The organism is Serinicoccus sp. CNJ-927 (genome assembly GCF_001942435.1).
GTDB classification, from domain to species: Bacteria; Actinomycetota; Actinomycetes; order Actinomycetales; family Dermatophilaceae; genus Ornithinicoccus; species Ornithinicoccus marinus.
In genome coordinates this window covers 91,221-108,465 of record NZ_MKKF01000048.1, presented here as the reverse complement: position 1 = coordinate 108,465, position 17,245 = coordinate 91,221, and the positions used below count along the sequence as shown (strand labels likewise).

General features: G+C 71.8%; 15 protein-coding genes and 2 pseudogenes. 11 read left to right on the top strand and 6 right to left on the bottom strand.

All coding sequences use genetic code 11. The features are described 5' to 3' along the window. Positions 1-8 precede the first annotated feature (8 nt). On the bottom strand, positions 9-2,009 hold the full coding sequence (gene sucB, locus BJF86_RS12750; protein WP_075819455.1) for a 2-oxoglutarate dehydrogenase, E2 component, dihydrolipoamide succinyltransferase: 2,001 nt from the start codon (positions 2,007-2,009) through the stop codon (positions 9-11). Positions 2,010-2,199: 190 nt separating this feature from the next. Here sucB and BJF86_RS17985 point away from each other — a divergent pair, with 190 nt between their 5' ends. Then, a complete protein-coding gene (locus tag BJF86_RS17985; protein WP_022924794.1) occupies positions 2,200-2,376 on the top strand; it encodes a DUF5302 domain-containing protein in 177 nt (58 codons plus the stop codon). A gap of 72 nt (positions 2,377-2,448) precedes the next feature. On the opposite strand, the gene BJF86_RS12745 is transcribed toward BJF86_RS17985, so the two are convergent. Then, complete coding sequence (locus tag BJF86_RS12745) at positions 2,449-3,975, bottom strand: leucyl aminopeptidase (protein ID WP_075819453.1); 1,527 nt, start codon at positions 3,973-3,975, stop codon at positions 2,449-2,451. Positions 3,976-4,106: 131 nt separating this feature from the next. On the opposite strand from BJF86_RS12745, the pseudogene gcvT reads away from it, so the two are divergent. Further along, positions 4,107-5,218 (top strand): annotated as a pseudogene (gene gcvT, locus BJF86_RS12740) (glycine cleavage system aminomethyltransferase GcvT). 104 nt (positions 5,219-5,322) lie between these two features. On the opposite strand, the gene BJF86_RS12735 reads toward gcvT, so the two are convergent. The 4 genes from BJF86_RS12735 to BJF86_RS12720 all read right to left on the bottom strand — a co-directional run bounded on the left by BJF86_RS12735 (position 5,323) and on the right by BJF86_RS12720 (position 8,053). Beyond that, positions 5,323-6,033, bottom strand: a complete 711-nt coding sequence (locus BJF86_RS12735; protein WP_075819451.1) for an HAD family hydrolase — start codon at positions 6,031-6,033, stop codon at positions 5,323-5,325. Between the two features lie 187 nt (positions 6,034-6,220). Next, positions 6,221-6,778: a bifunctional adenosylcobinamide kinase/adenosylcobinamide-phosphate guanylyltransferase gene (locus BJF86_RS12730; protein ID WP_075819449.1), complete on the bottom strand. Its 558-nt coding sequence runs from the start codon at positions 6,776-6,778 to the stop codon at positions 6,221-6,223. Between the two features lie 81 nt (positions 6,779-6,859). Beyond that, a complete protein-coding gene (locus BJF86_RS12725) occupies positions 6,860-7,378 on the bottom strand; it encodes a DUF937 domain-containing protein (protein WP_075819447.1) in 519 nt (172 codons plus the stop codon). Positions 7,379-7,444: 66 nt separating this feature from the next. Continuing rightward, positions 7,445-8,053 (bottom strand): DUF3043 domain-containing protein, encoded by a 609-nt coding sequence (locus BJF86_RS12720; RefSeq protein WP_075819445.1) that lies wholly within the window; start codon positions 8,051-8,053, stop codon positions 7,445-7,447. A 78-nt stretch (positions 8,054-8,131) separates the two neighbouring features. Between BJF86_RS12720 and BJF86_RS12715 the strand changes: the two genes are divergently transcribed. From BJF86_RS12715 to BJF86_RS12675, 9 genes and pseudogenes are all read left to right on the top strand, one after another. Next, positions 8,132-9,523, top strand: a complete 1,392-nt coding sequence (locus BJF86_RS12715) for a dipeptidase (RefSeq protein ID WP_075819443.1) — start codon at positions 8,132-8,134, stop codon at positions 9,521-9,523. Beyond that, the gene (locus BJF86_RS12710) at positions 9,513-10,487 is read left to right on the top strand and encodes a glutathione S-transferase C-terminal domain-containing protein (RefSeq protein ID WP_143553834.1); all 975 of its coding nucleotides are present in this window, start codon (positions 9,513-9,515) and stop codon (positions 10,485-10,487) included. The genes BJF86_RS12715 and BJF86_RS12710 overlap by 11 nt, the downstream gene beginning before the upstream one ends. A 105-nt stretch (positions 10,488-10,592) precedes the next feature. After that, positions 10,593-11,651, top strand: coding sequence for a tryptophan--tRNA ligase (gene trpS, locus BJF86_RS12705; RefSeq protein WP_075815502.1), 1,059 nt, complete (start codon positions 10,593-10,595; stop codon positions 11,649-11,651). A 14-nt stretch (positions 11,652-11,665) separates the two neighbouring features. After that, positions 11,666-12,772 (top strand): glycerate kinase, encoded by a 1,107-nt coding sequence (locus BJF86_RS12700; RefSeq protein ID WP_083653062.1) that lies wholly within the window; start codon positions 11,666-11,668, stop codon positions 12,770-12,772. Between the two features lie 85 nt (positions 12,773-12,857). Continuing rightward, positions 12,858-13,208, top strand: coding sequence for an iron-sulfur cluster insertion protein ErpA (gene erpA / locus BJF86_RS12695; protein ID WP_022924783.1), 351 nt, complete (start codon positions 12,858-12,860; stop codon positions 13,206-13,208). Positions 13,209-13,526: 318 nt separating this feature from the next. Further along, complete coding sequence (aat, locus tag BJF86_RS12690) at positions 13,527-14,099, top strand: leucyl/phenylalanyl-tRNA--protein transferase (protein WP_075819441.1); 573 nt, start codon at positions 13,527-13,529, stop codon at positions 14,097-14,099. A gap of 140 nt (positions 14,100-14,239) precedes the next feature. Then, positions 14,240-15,042: pseudogene (gene coxB, locus BJF86_RS12685) on the top strand (cytochrome c oxidase subunit II). Then, positions 15,042-16,829, top strand: a complete 1,788-nt coding sequence (gene ctaD / locus BJF86_RS12680; protein WP_075819439.1) for a cytochrome c oxidase subunit I — start codon at positions 15,042-15,044, stop codon at positions 16,827-16,829. The pseudogene coxB and the gene ctaD overlap by 1 nt, the downstream one beginning before the upstream one ends. Further along, positions 16,829-17,230 (top strand): cytochrome c oxidase subunit 4, encoded by a 402-nt coding sequence (locus tag BJF86_RS12675; RefSeq protein ID WP_075815506.1) that lies wholly within the window; start codon positions 16,829-16,831, stop codon positions 17,228-17,230. The genes ctaD and BJF86_RS12675 overlap by 1 nt, the downstream gene beginning before the upstream one ends. Positions 17,231-17,245 lie beyond the last annotated feature (15 nt).

Genomic DNA, 17,245 nt, shown 5'->3' with positions numbered 1-17,245 from the left:
CCGGCTCCTCAGACCTCGAACTTGCCGTCCTCCAGGCGCTCCTTCATCGTCACCAGGAAGCGCGCGGCGTCCGCGCCGTCCACGACCCGGTGGTCGTAGCTCATCGCGAGGTAGACCATGTCGCGGATCGCGATCGTCTCCATGCCGTCCTCGTCGACGATGACCACCGGACGCTTGACCACCGCGCCGGTGCCGAGGATGCCGACGTTGGGCTGGTTGATGATCGGGGTGTCGAAGAGCGCGCCGCGCGACCCGGTGTTGGTCAGGGTGAAGGTGCCGCCGGACAGCTCGTCCGGCGTGACCTTGTTGTCGCGGGTGCGCTCGGCCAGGTCGGCGATCTTGCGTGCCAGGCCCGCGATGTTGAGGTCACCGGCGTCCTTGATGACCGGCACGAGCAGGCCGCGCGGGGTGTCGACCGCGACGCCGAGGTGCTCCGCCGCGTGGTAGACGATGGAGTCGCCCTCGACGCTGGCGTTGACGATCGGGTGCTCCTTGAGCGCCTCGATGGCGGCCATCGCGAAGAACGGCATGAACGAGAGCTTGGTGCCCTCCCGCTTGAGGAACTCGTCCTTGGCGCGCTTGCGCAGCCGGGAGATCTTCGTGACGTCGACCTCGATGACCGTGGTCAGCTGGGCGCTCGTCTGCAGCGACTCCACCATGCGGGCCGCGATGACCTTGCGCAGGCGCGACATCTTCTCGGTCGTGCCCCGCTTGGCCTCGCTCTCCGGGCTCGGGGACCCGCCCCCGGACGGGGCGGAGGTCTCCGGCGTGGCGGCCTTCTCCTCCTGTGCCGCCGGTGCCTCGGCAGGCTGCTCCTTCTTGGCCTGGGCGGCGTCGAGCACGTCCTGCTTGCGGATGCGGCCTCCTACACCGGTTCCGGTGAGCGAGCCCAGGTCGACGTCGTGCTGGGCGGCGAGCTTGCGCACCAGCGGCGTGACGTAGGCACTGACGTCCTGGCCCTGCGGCGTCGAGGCCGTGGACTGCTGACGCTGCTCCACGTCCCGGGTGCCGTCGCCGTCGGCGTCCTTGTGCGAGGTGGAACCGGCCTCGGTGGAGGTGGTGCCGACACCGACCGCCTCACCGCTGTCGTCGGCCTGGGAGGACGAGGTCGAGCCCGAGGCCTCGGAGGCCTCCTGCGCGGCCTGCTCCTGCTTGTCCTGCTCCTCGGCGAGGTCGCCGTCGGAGGAGTCGGAGTCGTCGGACGACGCGTCCCCGGAGGTCTCCTGCCGGGGCTGCTCGTCGTCCGCGGCCTGCTCCTGCTCGTCGGCGGAGGAGCTCGCCTGCTCGTCCGAGCCGCTGTCCGAGCCGCCCGAGGACTCGCCACCGATGACGGCGAGCTCGCCGCCGACCTCCACGGTCTCGTCCTCCCCGGCGAGGATCGAGGTCAGGACGCCCGCGACGGGGGAGGGGATCTCGGTGTCGACCTTGTCGGTGGAGACCTCCAGCAGCGGCTCGTCGACCTCGACGGAGTCGCCCTCGGACTTGAGCCAGCGGGTGACGGTGCCCTCGGTCACCGACTCGCCCAGCGCCGGCATGGTCACGGTCTCGCCCTCCGAGCCACCGCCGCCCCCGGAGGAGCCATCTGAGTCCCCGGACCCGGTGTCCTCGCTGCTCTTCTCCTTCGAGTCGCTCGCGTCCTGGCTCTCACCGGAGTCCCCGGACTCCTGCTCCTGCTCGTCGGACTTATCAGCGTCGCCGGAGTCCTCCTGCTGGGAGTCCTCCTCGTCGGCCTGCGCGTCCGAGCCGCCGGAGTCGCTGCTGTCGCCCCCGTCGCCGTCCCCGACGACGCACAGGTCGGCGCCGACCTCGACGGTCTCGTCCTCCTCGGCGAGGATCTCCTGCAGCGTGCCCGCGACGGGCGAGGGGATCTCGGTGTCGACCTTATCGGTGGAGACCTCGAGCAGCGGCTCGTCGACCTCGACGGAGTCGCCGACGCTCTTGAGCCAGCGGGTCACGGTCCCCTCGGTGACGGACTCACCGAGGGCGGGCATCGATACACGTTCCGACATGTCTGTTGACTCTCTCCTCGTCCGGTGTCTGCAGTCTACGGGTGATGCTGCCGTTGGGTCAGGCGTGGTGCCACCCAGGACGGCCGGTCCGTGGACCATCCTGCCACCTGCCCGGAATTCGGTGGCGGACGCTCCGATCGGCGTGCCAGGGTGGGCGCGTCATGTCCGGCGAGAGTGAGGAGGTGGCCCGATGAGCGACGATCCGGTCACGGACGACGTCAAGGCCAAGTTCCGCGAGGCACTGGCCAAGAAGCAGGCCCATGGCGGGACGGATGTCTCGGACCACTCCGAGCACGGCAAGGTCGCGCAGGAGCGCGACGCCAAGACCTCGGGTGCCCAGCAGATGTTCCGCCGCAAGAGCGGCTGACGTCGCCCGGCAGACGGACGCGAGGGGCACCACCCGCGACGGGTGGTGCCCCTCGTGCGTGCTGCGGCCCGGTCAGCCGGCGTAGGACCGGGCGAGTGCCACCAGCGAGCGGACCCCGGCACCGGTGGCGCCCTTGGGGTAGTAGCCCCAGGCCGACTTCTCGTTGAACGCGGGACCGGCGATGTCGAGGTGCGCCCAGGGGATCTGGGTGGCGTCCTCGCCCTCGACCGCGCCTCGGGTGCCGACGAACTCCTGGAGGAAGGTCGCGGCGACCATGGCCCCGGCGGAGCGCTCCCCGGTGTGCTTCAGGTCCGCCACCGGGGTGTCGAGGGTGGGACGGATCTCCTCCGGCATCGGCAGCGCCCAGGCGGTGTCCCCGGCCTCGGTGCCCATCCGCACGATCGAGTCGCGCAGCTCGTCGTCGTTGCCCATGACCCCGATGGTCCGCTCGCCCAGCGCGACGATGCAGGCACCGGTCAGCGTGGCCACGTCGACGATGGCGTCCGGCTGCTGCTCGGTGGCCAGCGCCAGGCCGTCGGCCATGACCAGGCGCCCCTCGGCGTCGGTGTTGATGATCTCGACCGTGCGTCCGCCGCGCATCGTCACGACGTCGCCCGGGCGCTGGGCCAGGTCGCCGGTCATGTTCTCCGCCAGGCAGAGGTATGCCGTCACCTGGACCGGGAGGCCCAGCTCGGCCACGGCGAGGGTGGCGGCGGCGCACGCCGCGGCGCCGCCCATGTCCATCTTCATCGTCACCATCGAGGCGCCCGGCTTGAGGCACAGGCCGCCGGAGTCGAAGGTGATGCCCTTGCCCACGAGGGCCAGGTGCCGGGTGGCTCCCTCGGGGGTGTAGCGCAGGGTCACCAGGCGCGGACCGCGCGCCGAGCCCTGGCCCACCCCGATGATGCCGCCGCAGCCCTCCGCGGCGAGCCGCTCCGGGTCCCACACCTCGACCTCCACGCCGGCGGCCTGCGCCCGCTCCACGACGTCCGCGGCGAAGGTCTCGGGGTAGAGCAGGTTCGGCGGGGTGTTGACCAGGTCACGGGCGTAGGACACGGCAGCGACGACCGCCGACACCTCGGCCTGCGCGGTCGTGGCGTCCTCGCCGTCCAGGCCTCGCACGAGGACCGAGCCCAGCGGGTCCTTGGTCGATCCGGCCTTGCCCGCGCCGTGCTGCTCGACGTAGCTGTAGGCCCCCAGCGCGGCGCCCTCGGCGACCGCGACGGCCTGGTCGCGGTCCTGCTGCCCCAGGGCAAAGAGGGCCGAGCCGCGAGACGCGAGGGACCGTGCGGCGACGCCGGCGGCCCGCTTGAGCTGCTCGGTCCGCGGCGCGGGGCCGCTCCCGCCCACCCCGACGACCAGGATCAGCCCCGCTGCGACGTCGTCGACCCCGGCCAGCCGGGTGAGCTCGTCGGTCGTGCCCTCCGCGCCCAGCGTCGACAGGGCCGCGGAGAGCGCCTGCGCCGTGCTCTCGTCCAGCCCGTGCCCCTCGAGCAGGGCGAGCGCACCGTCGCGCTTGGTGGCCCCCAGGACGAGGGCGTCGACCTCGGCGGTGGCGAGGTCGACGGTCGTGAAGCTCACGGGCAGGCGGTCGCTCATGGATGTCGTCCTTGTCTGACGCGGTCACGAGGCCTCTCCCGTCCCGCATCGCTCGCTCGGTGACCCCGACGGTCAGGTCGGGCTGTCGACTCCGAGACTAGGGCACCGCACCACCCACTAGGGTGAGCCCCATGAGCGACTCCACGACGACGACGTCCCCGCTGCACGACCGGCACCTCGCGCTCGGGGCCAAGATGGCCGACTTCGGCGGCTGGTCCATGCCGATCGAGTACCCCGGCGGGGGCGTCGTCGCCGAGCACACCGCCGTCCGGGAGCGGGTGGGCCTCTTCGACGTCTCCCACCTCGGCAACGCCTGGTCAAGGGGCCGGGCGCCAAGGACTTCCTCAACCGCTGCCTGACCAACGACCTGGACCGCATCGAGCCCGGCAAGGCGCAGTACACGATGTGCTGCTCCTCCGACGGGGGCGTCGTCGACGACATGATCGCCTACCTGCGCTCCGAGGACGAGGTCTTCCTCATCCCCAACGCCGCCAACACCGCCCGGGTGGTCGAGCTGCTCCAGGAGGCGGAGCAGCGCCCCGAGGACGTGAGCGTGGAGAACCAGCACCACGACTACGCCATCCTCGCGCTTCAGGGACCGCGCGTCGACGAGGTCATGGACGAGCTCGGGCTGCCGACCGGCCACGACTACATGAGCTTCGTGGAGGCGCAGTGGCAGGGCGTGCCAGTCACCGTGTGCCGCACCGGCTACACCGGGGAGCGCGGCTACGAGCTGGTCTGCGCCAGCGCCGACGCGCCCGCGCTCTGGGACGCCCTCACCGCCGCGATGGAGCCGCTGGGCGGCCTGCCCTGCGGGCTGGGCGCGCGCGACACGCTGCGCACCGAGATGGGGTATGCCCTGCACGGCCACGAGCTCTCCGACCAGATCACCCCGGTCATGGGCCGCACCGGCTGGGCCGTCGGGTGGGGCAAGAAGGCCTTCTGGGGCCGGGAGGTCCTCACCGCGCAGCGGGAGGCCAAGGAGTGCCGGCTGGGAGGCGGGCTGGTCGTCACCGGCCGGGGCATCCCGCGAGCCGGGTGCCGGGTGCTCGACTCCTCCGGTCAGGAGGTGGGCGAGGTGACCTCCGGCACCTTCAGCCCGACCCGCAAGCAGGGCATCGCGCTCGCGCTCCTGGACCGGGGCACCGAGCAGGGCACCGAGCTCGTCGTCGAGGTCCGCGGTCGGGAGGTCCCGGTGGAGGTCAGCAAGCCGCCCTTCGTCGAGGGTGGCGCCGCGGGCTGAGTTCTCACCGCCCGGTGCTGGCACCGACCACCGGTTGCCTCATGGCCCTGGGGCCGGCGTGCCAGCTCGTTGTCGACGGTGGTGGCGTCGTCCGCAACCCCAGATCAGTGCGGCAACGGCTCCTGCGGGTCGTCCGAGCCCAGCGGTGGCTCGGCCCGACACAGCTCGCCCCAGTCGGCAGTGATCAGGTCCCGGGGGCCATCGACGATCAGGACGGCCCCGGCGTCTCGCAACTCCTGCACCCCGAAGCCACCGGAGCGCACCACGACGCAGGGCGCACCCATCCGTGCTGCGGAGGCCACGTCATACGGTGTGTCACCGACGAGGACAGCGCGCTCACCTCCTGCCCGTCGCAGGGCGACCCCGAGGATGTCCGGCGCCGGCTTGGACTGTTCGGCGTCCTCAGCGGTGGTGACGGTGCTGAGCACCCCCTCGGGCAGGTCCAGCAGCTCGATGATGTGATCGGTGAACCGCTTCTTGCCCGAAGAAGCCAGGGCCACCCTCAGCCCGCGCTCGTGCAGCGACAGCACCAGCTCACTGGCCCCCTCCAGCAGCACGACCTCGCCGAGGATGCGGGAGTACTCCTGTTCCCAGGCGTTCCGCAGGTCGTCACCGATACGGGCTTCCACCTCGTCATCGGTCACCACAGCGACCAGCTTGTCCCCACCCATGCCGATCGCTCGGTGCGCCCGCCAGAGCGCAGGGGTGAGGCCGAAGCGGGCGAACGCCCGGGCCCAGGCCAGGGCGTGGTGGTAGGTGGAGTCGGCCAGGGTGCCGTCGACATCCAGCAGCACGGTGTCGCGTGTCGAAGTCATGCGTCCTGCCCCGGTGTGGTCGTCATGGGCGCGACACTATCTGTCGGACGATCCTCGGCAGGCGTCGGAGGACGCGTGATGACCAGGGCGAGCGAGCGCAGTGACGCGCAGCCGTCGACCCTGGAGCACGAGCTGGAGCCTCAGGTGCGGTCGTTGGTGGCTGCTGGAGAGCCGGTGCGGCTTCGCCTCAGCCGGCCGGGACCGGCCGCGCGCCCGACAGGTCGAGCACCCGGCCGGCGGTGACGACGTGCACCTGGGCGCAGGCCGCCGACAGGCGGGTGTTCGCGACCCCGAGCAGCTCGGCCAGAAGCAGCGTGTCCCGGTCGTCCGGCGCGGTCGGCGCAGCGGGCTCGTTGCTCACCAGCACCACGTCGAAGGGCACGGCGCGCAGGGCGACCGCAGCCTCCTCCAGCATGGGGTCGATGTGCCGGGCGGCGGCACGAGGGTCGGCCCACAGGCCCTCGGCCTCGACGACCGACCAGAGCCAATCAGGGACGCTGCTCAGCAGGACCGGCCGCCGGGAGGCGAGCAGGGCCATGGCCAGGCTGGTCACCGGCACCTCGGTCCAGCCCTCCGGCCGCTCGCCGGGCACCTGGCCCAGCCGCTCACGGAAGTCGGCGATCCCGGCGGGGACCGGCGGGTTGGCAGTGACCAGGCAGGTCACCGCGTCGTGACCGCGCAGGAGGGAGGTGGCATGGCGGGCGACGCCGCTACCGTCGCTGCCGAGGACCAGGGTGGACGTCATCGTGGCCGGCGCTCCTCGGGCTCGGGGCTGGGGAACTGTCGCCGGTCAGCATACAAAGCGTCGCGACGGGTGCCCGCGCCCTCAGCGGCGACCCAGGATGCCGCCCGGCACGTCGCCGAGGATGCCGCCGGAGGACCCCGTGGAGCCGGTGCCGGTCGCGCTGCCCAGGGCGGAGCCGAGGACGTCCTGCAGCACGGAGGTCAGGTCGGTGGACCGCTGCTCCGTCGGGTCCTCGGTGGTGGCGCGTCCCTGCCCGAGCGGGCCGTCCGGCTGCCCGGGCGCCGACTGCCCCGGGGTCGCCGTGGATCCGCCGGTGACCTGCTTGGCCAGCCAGGAGACCACGATGGGCGCCAGGATCGGGAGCAGCTTGCGGACGAGGGACGCGGTCTGCGACCCCGACATCCCCCCGAGCCGGTTGACGACGTCGTCGGTGGTGCCGCCGAAGACGTGAACGACGATCTTCTCCCCGTCCTGCACGTCGATCTGGTCCAGCGCTGCCCCGTCGGCGAGGCCGCTCTGGTGCTGACCGAGGGCCGACAGCAACGACCGGGCGCCGTCTGTTCGCTCGCCGGAGCCGGTGCGGGTCCGACCCCAGGGCACCGGTGGCCGGTCCGCCCTGGTGAAGCACGGAAGCCACGGCGCCACGGTGCGTCCCAGGTGCGCGGGTCAGCGCCGGCGCAGCTCCTCGCCACGTGCCACGGCGGGGCGCGGGATCCGGCTGCGGCGCATCTGGAAGGCCCGGAGCACGACATACCACGCCGAGCCACGGCCCGGCTCCTGCCCGAAGGTCGCGGTGAAGCGCTTCTTGGTGCGGCGCCACAGCAGCCACACGTCGATGACGCCGCCCAGCATGAGGGTGTAGGCCACGAGGAAGGTGCCGCCGCGGGCCCACTCGAAGGGCAGCAGCGAGACCGCCAGCACGAGGATCATCGCGGGCAGCAGGATCTCGCCGACGTTCCACCGCACGTCCACGGCGTCGCGCAGGAAGCGGCGCTCGGGTCCCTTGTCCCGGGCGGGGAGGTACTTCTCCTCACCGCTGAGCATGGCCTCGCGCATCCGGGCCCGCTCGGTGCGGACCTTCGCCTTCTGCTCGGCGCTCATGGCCTTCTTGTCCACCACCAGCGGCCGGCGGTTGGCGCGCTCGGCGTCCCGACGCTTCGGGGTGGGCCGGCCCTTGCCCGCGGGGCGCGCGGGGTCGACCGTCTCCTCGGCCTGCGCCTGCTGCGCCGCCTCGAGGTTGGTCTCGGTCAGCTCGCTCGACCTCTTCCCGAACATCACCCCCCGAGTGTAGGTGAGCCCGAGGGGTGCTGCTGCGGGCCCGCGGCGCCAGGACACGCGGATAGCCTGGGGTTCATGGAGCACCTCGCCGCCGACGCCGACGCCGACCGCACCGCCGACCTCACCGCCCGGGTCCAGGACCTCATGCCCGGGGTGCGCTCGGACCTCGAGGCCCTGACCCGCATACCGTCGGTGTCCCTGGACTCCTTCGACCAGCGGCACGTGGACGACAGCGCCCAGGCCACCGCGGACCTGCTCCGTGCCGAGGGCCTGGTCGTCCGGATCGTGCGCGAGGGCGGACGGCCGGCGGTCATCGGGCACCGTGACGGCCCGCCCGGGTCGCCCACGGTCCTGCTCTACGCCCACCACGACGTCCAGCCGCCGGGGGCGGACGCCGACTGGGACACCCCGGTCTTCGAGCCGACCCAGGTGGGCGAGCGCCTGTATGCCCGTGGCGTCGCGGACGACAAGGCGGGCATCATGGCGCACGTCGCGGCGCTGCGCGCCCACGGCGGTCGGCCGCCGGTGGGGGTGACGGTCTTCGTCGAGGGTGAGGAGGAGGTGGGCTCGGACTCGCTGCCGACGATCCTGCAGCAGCACGGCGAGTCGCTGCGGTGCGACGCCATCGTGCTCGCCGACTCGCACAACTGGAAGATCGGGGTCCCCGCCCTGACGACCACGCTGCGGGGGATGGTCCGCGTCGTCGTGGAGGTGCGGGCGCTGGAGCACGGGCTGCACAGCGGCCTCTACGGCGGCGTCGTGCCCGACGGGCTGACCGCGCTCTGCCGCCTGCTCGCGACGCTGCACGACGAGGCGGGCGACGTGGCCGTCCCCGGTCTGCGCACCTCCGAGGCGGCCGACCTCGACTTCACCGAGGAGGACCTGCGCGCGGACGCCGGGCTGCCCGAGGGCGTCCGGCCGATCGGCACCGGCTCGCTGCTCTCCCGGATGTGGACCCGGCCCTCCCTCACCGTGATCGGGATCGACGCCCCCTCGGTGGACACCGCGGCCAACCTGCTCACCCCGGTCGGCCGGGCCAAGCTGTCCATGCGGCTGCACCCGGAGGAGGACCCGGCGACCGCCGCCGAGGCCCTGCGGACCCACCTGCTGGAGCACGCGCCCTGGGGCTGCCGGGTCGACGTCGAGGTCGTCGACGACGGGGCCGGCTTCGCCGCGGACGCGCGCGGACCGGTCTACGACGTGGCGCGGTCGGCCTTCCGGGACGCCTGGGACGGGGTGGACGCGGTCGACATCGGCGTCGGCGGGTCGATCCCGTTCGTCGCGGCCTTCGCCGAGCGCTTCCCGGACGCGGCGATCCTCGTCACCGGGGTGGAGGACCCGGACACCCGGGCGCACGCCGCCAACGAGAGCCTGCACCTCGGTGAGTTCGAGCGGGTCTGCGTGGCCGAGGCGCTCCTGCTGGAACGTCTGGCCGCGACGGGGCATGATGGGGACCATGATGAGTGACGGTTCAACTAACGGCGGCGCCGAGTCCGGTGGCGGCAGCTACGTCAACCCGGACGGTGGGTTCGAGCGCAAGACCCGCTACATCCCGGACCGGATCACCCGGGACGGGCGCGACGGCTTCCCGGTGGAGCCGGGACGCTACCGGCTGATCACCTCGCGGGCCTGCCCCTGGGCGCACCGGATGATCCTCACCAGGCACCTGCTGGGGCTGCAGGACGTGATCGGTATGGGCGTGGCCGGCCCGGTGCACGACGCCGACTCCTGGACCTTCGACCTGGACCCGGGCGGGGTGGACCCGGTCCTGGGCATACCTCGGCTGAAGGACGCCTACGACGCGCGGCCCGAGGGCTACCCGGAGTCCGGCATCACCGTCCCGGCCTTCGTCGACACGACCTCGGGCAGGGTCGTGACCAACGACTTCCACCAGATGGTCAAGGACCTCGTCACCGAGTGGGGCGACCACCACCGGCCGGGCGCCCCCGACCTGTGGCCCGAGCACCTGCGGGACCAGATCGAGGAGGTCTCCGACCTCGTCTACACCGACGTCAACAACGGCGTCTACCAGTGTGGTTTCGCCGGCAGCCAGGAGGCCTACGAGGAGGCATACCAGCGGCTCTTCTCCCGCCTCGACTGGCTCTCGGACCGGCTGGAGCACCAGCGCTACCTCGTGGGTGACCAGCTCACCCTGGCCGACGTCCGGCTCTGGCCGACGCTCGTGCGCTTCGACGCGGCGTACCACGGCCACTTCAAGTGCAACCGGCACAAGCTCACCGAGATGCCGGTGCTGTGGGCCTACGCCCGCGACCTGTGGCAGACGTGGGACTTCGGCGCCACGACCGACTTCGAGCAGGTCAAGGCGCACTACTACGCCACGCACCGCGACATCAACCCCACCGGGGTCGTGCCGCTGGGCCCGGACACCAGCGGGTGGACCACGCCGCACGGTCGCGAGGAGCTCGGCTGAACCACCCCGCTACGATCGGCGCTCGTGACTGATCAGACCCAGCAGCCCGACGACCCCTCAGGCAGCACGGGCGCCGACCTCGCCGACTCGACCTCCGACGCCTCGCTGCAGCGCAGCGTCGTGCGCTCCGCGCAGATCGCCGAGGACCTCGACGTCCACCCCGGCCGCTACCGGATGCTCACCGGTGACCGTCCGACCGGGCACCTGCACCTAGGGCACTACTTCGGCAGCCTGCGCAACCGGGTGGCGCTGCAGGACAAGGGCGTCGACACCTGGGTCCTCATCGCCGACTACCAGGTCATCACCGACCGCGACACCGTCGACTCGATCCAGGAGCGGGTCTACTCGCTGCTCACCGACTACCTCTCGGTGGGCATCGACCCGGCCCGCACGACGATCTTCGCGCACTCCCAGGTGCCGGCGCTGAACCAGCTCATGCTGCCCTTCCTGTCGCTGGTCACCGATGCCGAGCTGCGACGCAATCCCACGGTCAAGGCGGAGCAGGAGGCCACTGGCGGTCGGCCGATGACCGGGCTCATGCTGACCTACCCGGTCCACCAGGCCGCCGACATCCTCTTCTGCAAGGCCAACGTCGTCCCGGTCGGCAAGGACCAGCTGCCGCACCTGGAGCAGACCCGGGTCGTGGCGCGCCGCTTCGACGAGCGCTACGGCCGGGCGGGCGACGGCAGCGCGCCGGTCTTCCCTGCACCGGACGCACTGCTCTCGGAGGTGCCGAACCTGCTCGGCACCGACGGGCAGAAGATGAGCAAGTCGCGCGGCAACGTCATCGAGCTGCGGATGAGCGCCGACGAGACGGCCCGGGCGATCAAGAAGGCGGTCACCGACGCCGACCGTCGCATCACCTACGACCCCGACGGTCGCCCCGAGGTCTCCACCCTGCTGCTGCTGGCCTCGCTCACCACGGGCCGCGACCCGCGTGCGGTGGCCGAGGAGATCGGCGACGGCGGTTCGGGGACGCTCAAGAAGCTCGTGACCGAGGCGGTCAACGAGCACCTCGCGCCGGTCCGCGCCCGTCGCGCGGAGCTGGAGGCAGACCCGGCCGAGCTGCGGCGCGTCCTCGCGCGGGGCAACGCGCACGCCGACGAGGTCGCCGAGGCGACCCTCGCCGAGGTGCGCGAGGCCATGCACATGGTCTACGCCTGACGTCCCCCGCCGGTATGCCCGCACCTCGCGTCCTCGTCGTCGCCGACCGGTCCGCCGGCCGGCTGGCCCCGGGCGACGCCGAGCAGGTCGCCCAGGGGTGGGCCCGGTCGGCCCCGCACGCCGACGTCGAGGCGCACGCCTCGCACGACGGCGGCGCCGGCTTCGCCACGCTCGTCGCCGAGCGGTCCGCGGCGCTCGGCCTTGCCGTCACCAGCCACCCCGTGCTCGTCGCCGACCCCACCGGCGCCGAGGTGCCCGCGGACATCGCCGTGGTCGAGCGTCCGGACGGGGCGACGGCATACCTCGACACCGCGCAGGTGGCCGGGCGCCACCTGGTCGCCGCTGACGACCTGGCCGACCCGGCCGGGCTGGGCAGCGAGGGTCTCGGGGCGCTCCTGACCTGCGCGCGCGACCTCGGGGTGTCGCGGGTCGTCGTCGGTGTCGGAGACCTGGCCTGCCACGACGGCGGCGCCGGGCTGCTGCGCCGGCTCGGCGCGGGGCAGCGGCTCGAGGACCTCCCTGCGCTGCGCGACACCTGGTCGCGGACCCGGCTGGTGCTCGCCACGACGACGGAGGCCTCGCTCCTGGGCTTCCACGGCGCCAGCGCCTCCCTCGGGGAGCACGGGGTGCGCCCGGAGGTGACGCAGCAGCTGGAGACCGAGCTCGGCGGGCTGAGCGACCGGGTCAACGCGGTGCTCCCGCCGCAGCGCGACCTGCTCACCGGGCTGCCGCGCCGACCCGAGCGGGCCGCCGGGGCAGGGGCCGGTGGGGGCGTGGGCTACGCGCTGCAGCTGCTCGGCGCGCGGACCGACACCGGGGCCCGGCTGCTCCTGGACGAGCTGGACGTGCGCGACCGCCTCGCTGGTGCGCTGGTCGTGCTCGTCACCGACGCCTACGACTACACGACGGTCCACGACGGCGTGGTCGCCGACACCGCACGGGCGGCGCTCGAGGTCGCCGCCCCGACGGTCGTCCTGGCGCGGGAGGTCTCCGTCGGGCGCCGTGAGGGGATGTCGCTGGGGGTCAGCGGCTCCTACGCCCCGCGCGGCGACGAGGGCGCAGATCTCGCGGCGCTCGCGACGCGGGTCGCCCGCACCTGGACCCCGCCCGCCCGGGCGTGACGTACGCTGGTCGGGACGGGAACAGGACCGGCCACCACCGGCGTTCCCCCTGCACCACTTCCCCTCACGAGAGGACCCGCGGCCCATGACCGACACCCAGACCACGCAGACGCACGGCGTCACCCTGACCGACCTCGCCGCCGGCAAGGTCAAGAGCCTGCTGGAGCAGGAGGGCCGCGACGACCTGCGGCTACGCATCGGCGTCCAGCCGGGTGGCTGCTCGGGCCTGATCTACCAGCTGTACTTCGACGAGCGCACCCTTGACGGCGACCTCGTCGCCGCGTTCGACGGGGTCGAGGTCGTGGTGGACCGGATGAGCGCCCCCTACCTCGACGGCGCGTCCATCGACTTCGCCGACACCATCGAGAAGCAGGGCTTCACGATCGACAACCCCAACGCGGGCAGCTCCTGCGCGTGCGGGGACAGCTTCAGCTGAGCCCGAGAAACGCGAGCGTAGCGAGCCTGTTTCTCGGAACATAAAGAGTGGGCGAGCGAAGCGAGCACCGCGCAGTTGCCATCGCGGCGGGCGCGACGGCGCCGCCGCAGTTGCCGACGGCGCCGCCGCGGGCGACGGCGCGGACGCCGCGGTCGCCGTAGGCGGTGACGCCGGAGGCGCGAGCGGACCGGTGGAGCCCGAGCCGACCGTCTGGGACCTCTCGACGGCGGGGGCGGTGCCGGGTGAAGACCTCGTCGCATCGGTGCCGACCTCGAGCCGGGGACCATCCTCGCCGCCTACCGGGCCGGGGTCTTCCCGATGGGGCTGGGGGAGGGGGGCGCCGACCCGGTCGGGTGGTGGTCGCCGGACCCGCGCGGGGTGCTGCTCCCCGGCGACCTCCACCTCAGCCGCTCCGCCCGGCGCTCCCGCCGGTCCTGGGCCGTGACCGTCGACCAGGCCTTCGAGGACGTCGTCGCCGGCTGTGCGGACCCCTCGAGGGACGGGGGCTGGATCACCGGACAGATCGCGCGGGCCTACGGCCGGCTGCACGACCTCGGGTGGGCCCACTCCGTCGAGGTGTGGGACGAGGCACGGCTCGTGGGCGGGGTCTACGGGCTGGCGATCGGGCGGCTGTTCGCGGGGGAGTCGATGTTCCACCGGGCGCCCGACGCCTCCAAGGCAGCGCTGGCCGGCCTGGTCGACGTGCTCGCCGAGGACGGTGAGCCCTGGGTGCTGGACACGCAGTGGCAGACGCCGCACCTGGCTTCCCTGGGGGTCGTCACCGTCCACCGACCCGACTACCTCCGCCTCGTGCGGGAGGCCTCAGCCCGGGAGTTGCCGCGGCGGTGGCGCGGCACACCCCCCTGCGGCGAGGACGGCAGGCAGGCGTGAGGGTAGAGTGGGGTCTGTGATGCTCGACGGTCCCAGCAGCAAGAGGTGGCTCAGTGCGACGGCGTGAGGACGGGGGCGGGAGCGCCCGATCCCGGACCCGCAGGCTCGGCCTCGCGCTCGCCGTCACGACGGCGGCGCTGATGCTGTCCGGGTGCGGCGAGGCGGTGACCCGGGGTTACCTGCCCGAGCCCGCCACCGAGGTCGGTGCCGACGTGGTCGGGTTCTGGAACGCCACATGGATCGCGGCCCTGGCGGTGGGTGTCCTGGTGTGGCTGCTCATCCTGTGGGCGGTCTTCGCCTACCGCCGCCGTTCCGAGGACGAGGTCCCGGTGCAGTTCCGCTATCACGTCCCGTTCGAGATCCTCTACACCGTCGTGCCGATCCTCATGGTCGCGACGATGTTCGGGCAGACCGTCACCCTCCAGAACGCCATGCTCGACACCGAGCCCGAGCCCGACGTGGTCGTCAACGTGGTCGGCAAGAAGTGGAGCTGGGATTTCAACTACGTCGAGGAGCAGGTGTTCGTCACCGGCCAGCAGGCGCGCGAGATCAGCGAGGGCGAGGAGGGCGTGCCGGACACCCTGCCGACCCTCGTGCTCCCGGTCGACAGCCGGGTCGAGTTCGTGCTCACCTCGCGCGACGTCATCCACTCCTTCTGGGTGGTCAACTTCCTCCAGAAGATGGACATGGTCCCCGGCCGGTCAACATCTTCCAGGTGACCACCACCGAGGAGGGCACCTTCGCCGGCAAGTGCGCCGAGCTGTGCGGCGCCTACCACTCGGAGATGCTGTTCCAGGTCGAGGTCGTGTCACAGGAGGACTACGACGCCTTCATCGCCGACCTGGAGGAGTCCGGCAACACCGGTCAGCTCGGCCCTGACCTCGACATGTACGAGCTGCAGCAGGACCAGCAGGGCAAGCTGCCCGAGGGAGTGGAGAACTAATGGCCATCACGACCGAGCGGCCAGGGACCGCCGCCACTGCTGCCACCGCCGCGAAGCCGCCGGTCGCCGAGCGCAGTTCCTTCGTCCGCAACGCCGTCCGGGTCCTCACGACCACCGACCACAAGGTCATCGGCAACCTCTACTTCGTCGCGACCATGGTGTGGTTCATCCTTGGCGGGCTCATGGCCCTGGTCATCCGCGCCGAGCTCTTCGTCCCCGGGCTGCAGGTCGTGGACAACCCCGAGATCTACAACCAGATGTTCACCATGCACGGCACGGTGATGCTGCTGATGTTCGCCACCCCACTGTTCGCGGGCTTCGCCAACGCGCTGGTGCCGCTGCAGATCGGCTCCCCGGACGTAGCCTTCCCGCGACTCAACATGCTGGCCTTCTGGATGTTCCTCTTCGGCAGCCTCATCGCCGTCGGGGGGTTCCTCACCCCCAGCGGTGCGGCGAGCTTCGGCTGGTTCGCCTACCAGCCGCTGGCCGGGCCCACGCACAGCCCGGGCCTGGGGGGCGATCTGTGGGTCGTGGGCCTGGCGGTCAGCGGCTTCGCCACGATCTTCGGCGCCGTCAACTTCATCACGACGATCGTCTGCATGCGGGCACCCGGCATGACGATGTTCCGGGTGCCGTTCTTCACCTGGACGGTTCTGGTGACCTCGATCCTGGTGCTCGTGGTCTTCCCCGTGCTCGCCGCCGCCCTCTTCGGGATGGCGGCGGACCGCATCTTCGGGTGGCACATCTACGATCCCGAGCACGGGGGCGCCCTGCTCTGGCAGCACTTGTTCTGGTTCTTCGGCCACCCCGAGGTCTACATCATCGCGCTGCCGTTCTTCGGGATCATCTCCGAGGTCATCCCGGTCTTCTCCCGCAAGCCGCTGTTCGGTTACAAGACGCTCGTGATGGCCACCATGGCGATCGCCGCACTGTCGGTCTCGGTGTGGGCTCACCACATGTATGCGACCGGCGCGGTCCTGCTGGAGTTCTTCGCCATCATGACGATGCTCATCGCCGTCCCGACCGGGGTGAAGTTCTTCAACTGGATCGGCACCATGTGGCGTGGCTCCATCAAGCTGGACACCCCCATGCTGTGGGCGGTCGGCTTCCTCGTGACCTTCCTCTTCGGTGGCCTGACCGGCGTCATCCTCGCGAGCCCGGCGCTGGACTTCGCCGTCACGGACACCTACTTCGTCGTGGCCCACTTCCACTACGTCGTCTTCGGCACCGTCGTCTTCGCGATGTTCGCCGGCTACTACTTCTGGTGGCCCAAGCTGACCGGGCACATGCTCGACGAGCGGCTGGGCAAGATCCACTTCTGGATGCTCTTCCTCGGCTTCCACGGCACCTTCCTCATCCAGCACTTGCTGGGTGTCAAGGTCATGCCCCGCCGGTATGCCGACTACCTCCCCGAGGACGGCATCACCTGGATGAACCAGCTGTCGACGATCTCCTCCTTCCTCCTCGCCGCCTCGATGCTCCCCTTCTTCTACGCGGTGTGGAAGAGCTTCAAGACCCCCAAGGTCACGAGCGACGACCCGTGGGGCTGGGGCATGTCGCTGGAGTGGGCCACCTCGTGCCCGCCGCCCCGCCACAACTTCGACTCGCTGCCGCGGATCCGCTCCGAGCGTGCCGCCTTCGACCTGCACCACCCTCAGATCGGGACGCTGGAGTCGCCGGAGCCCGACAAGGGCGTCGCCGAGAAGCTCCTCGGCGGACCGGACACCGACCCCGACGGGCAGGTCGGCACCGACTCCGGCGGCTACACCGGGAAGGAACAGCACTGATGCGCGCCGAGGTCAAGATCTTCGCCTATCTGGTGCCCTTCTTCGCACTGGCGACGGCGCTGTACGCCTACTTCACCGACCCCAAGGAATGGGTCGGCATCATCGGCCTGCTGCTGACGACCTTGTTCTCCGCCTTCATCGCGTTCTACCTCTGGGTGACCGGCCGCAAGACCGACCTGCGCCCAGAGGACGACCTCGAGGGCGAGATCGGGGACCTGTCCGGCGACTACGGCCACTTCGCCCCCTACTCCTGGTGGCCGCTGTGGCTGGCCCTGTCGGTCTCGGCGCTGGCGCTCGGCCTGGCGGTCGGCTGGTGGCTGCTCATCTGTGCGGTGCCGTTCCTGCTCATCTCGATCCTCGGGTGGACGTTCGAGTTCTTCCGCGGCGAGAAGGCGATCTGACCGGCGGCCGGACGC

Excerpts from the sequence above, each read along its gene's own strand:
- erpA (WP_022924783.1), top strand. The coding sequence starts at position 12,858 with ATGACCGACACCCAGACCACGCAGACGCACGGCGTCACCCTGACCGAC.
- aat (WP_075819441.1), top strand. The coding sequence starts at position 13,527 with ATGGGGCTGGGGGAGGGGGGCGCCGACCCGGTCGGGTGGTGGTCGCCG.
- sucB (WP_075819455.1), bottom strand. The coding sequence starts at position 2,009 with ATGTCGGAACGTGTATCGATGCCCGCCCTCGGTGAGTCCGTCACCGAG.
- BJF86_RS17985 (WP_022924794.1), top strand. The coding sequence starts at position 2,200 with ATGAGCGACGATCCGGTCACGGACGACGTCAAGGCCAAGTTCCGCGAG.
- BJF86_RS12700 (WP_083653062.1), top strand. The coding sequence starts at position 11,666 with ATGCCCGCACCTCGCGTCCTCGTCGTCGCCGACCGGTCCGCCGGCCGG.
- BJF86_RS12710 (WP_143553834.1), top strand. The coding sequence starts at position 9,513 with ATGATGAGTGACGGTTCAACTAACGGCGGCGCCGAGTCCGGTGGCGGC.
- BJF86_RS12730 (WP_075819449.1), bottom strand. The coding sequence starts at position 6,778 with ATGACGTCCACCCTGGTCCTCGGCAGCGACGGTAGCGGCGTCGCCCGC.
- BJF86_RS12675 (WP_075815506.1), top strand. The coding sequence starts at position 16,829 with ATGCGCGCCGAGGTCAAGATCTTCGCCTATCTGGTGCCCTTCTTCGCA.
- BJF86_RS12745 (WP_075819453.1), bottom strand. The coding sequence starts at position 3,975 with ATGAGCGACCGCCTGCCCGTGAGCTTCACGACCGTCGACCTCGCCACC.
- BJF86_RS12735 (WP_075819451.1), bottom strand. The coding sequence starts at position 6,033 with ATGACTTCGACACGCGACACCGTGCTGCTGGATGTCGACGGCACCCTG.
- BJF86_RS12715 (WP_075819443.1), top strand. The coding sequence starts at position 8,132 with ATGGAGCACCTCGCCGCCGACGCCGACGCCGACCGCACCGCCGACCTC.
- BJF86_RS12720 (WP_075819445.1), bottom strand. The coding sequence starts at position 8,053 with ATGTTCGGGAAGAGGTCGAGCGAGCTGACCGAGACCAACCTCGAGGCG.
- ctaD (WP_075819439.1), top strand. The coding sequence starts at position 15,042 with ATGGCCATCACGACCGAGCGGCCAGGGACCGCCGCCACTGCTGCCACC.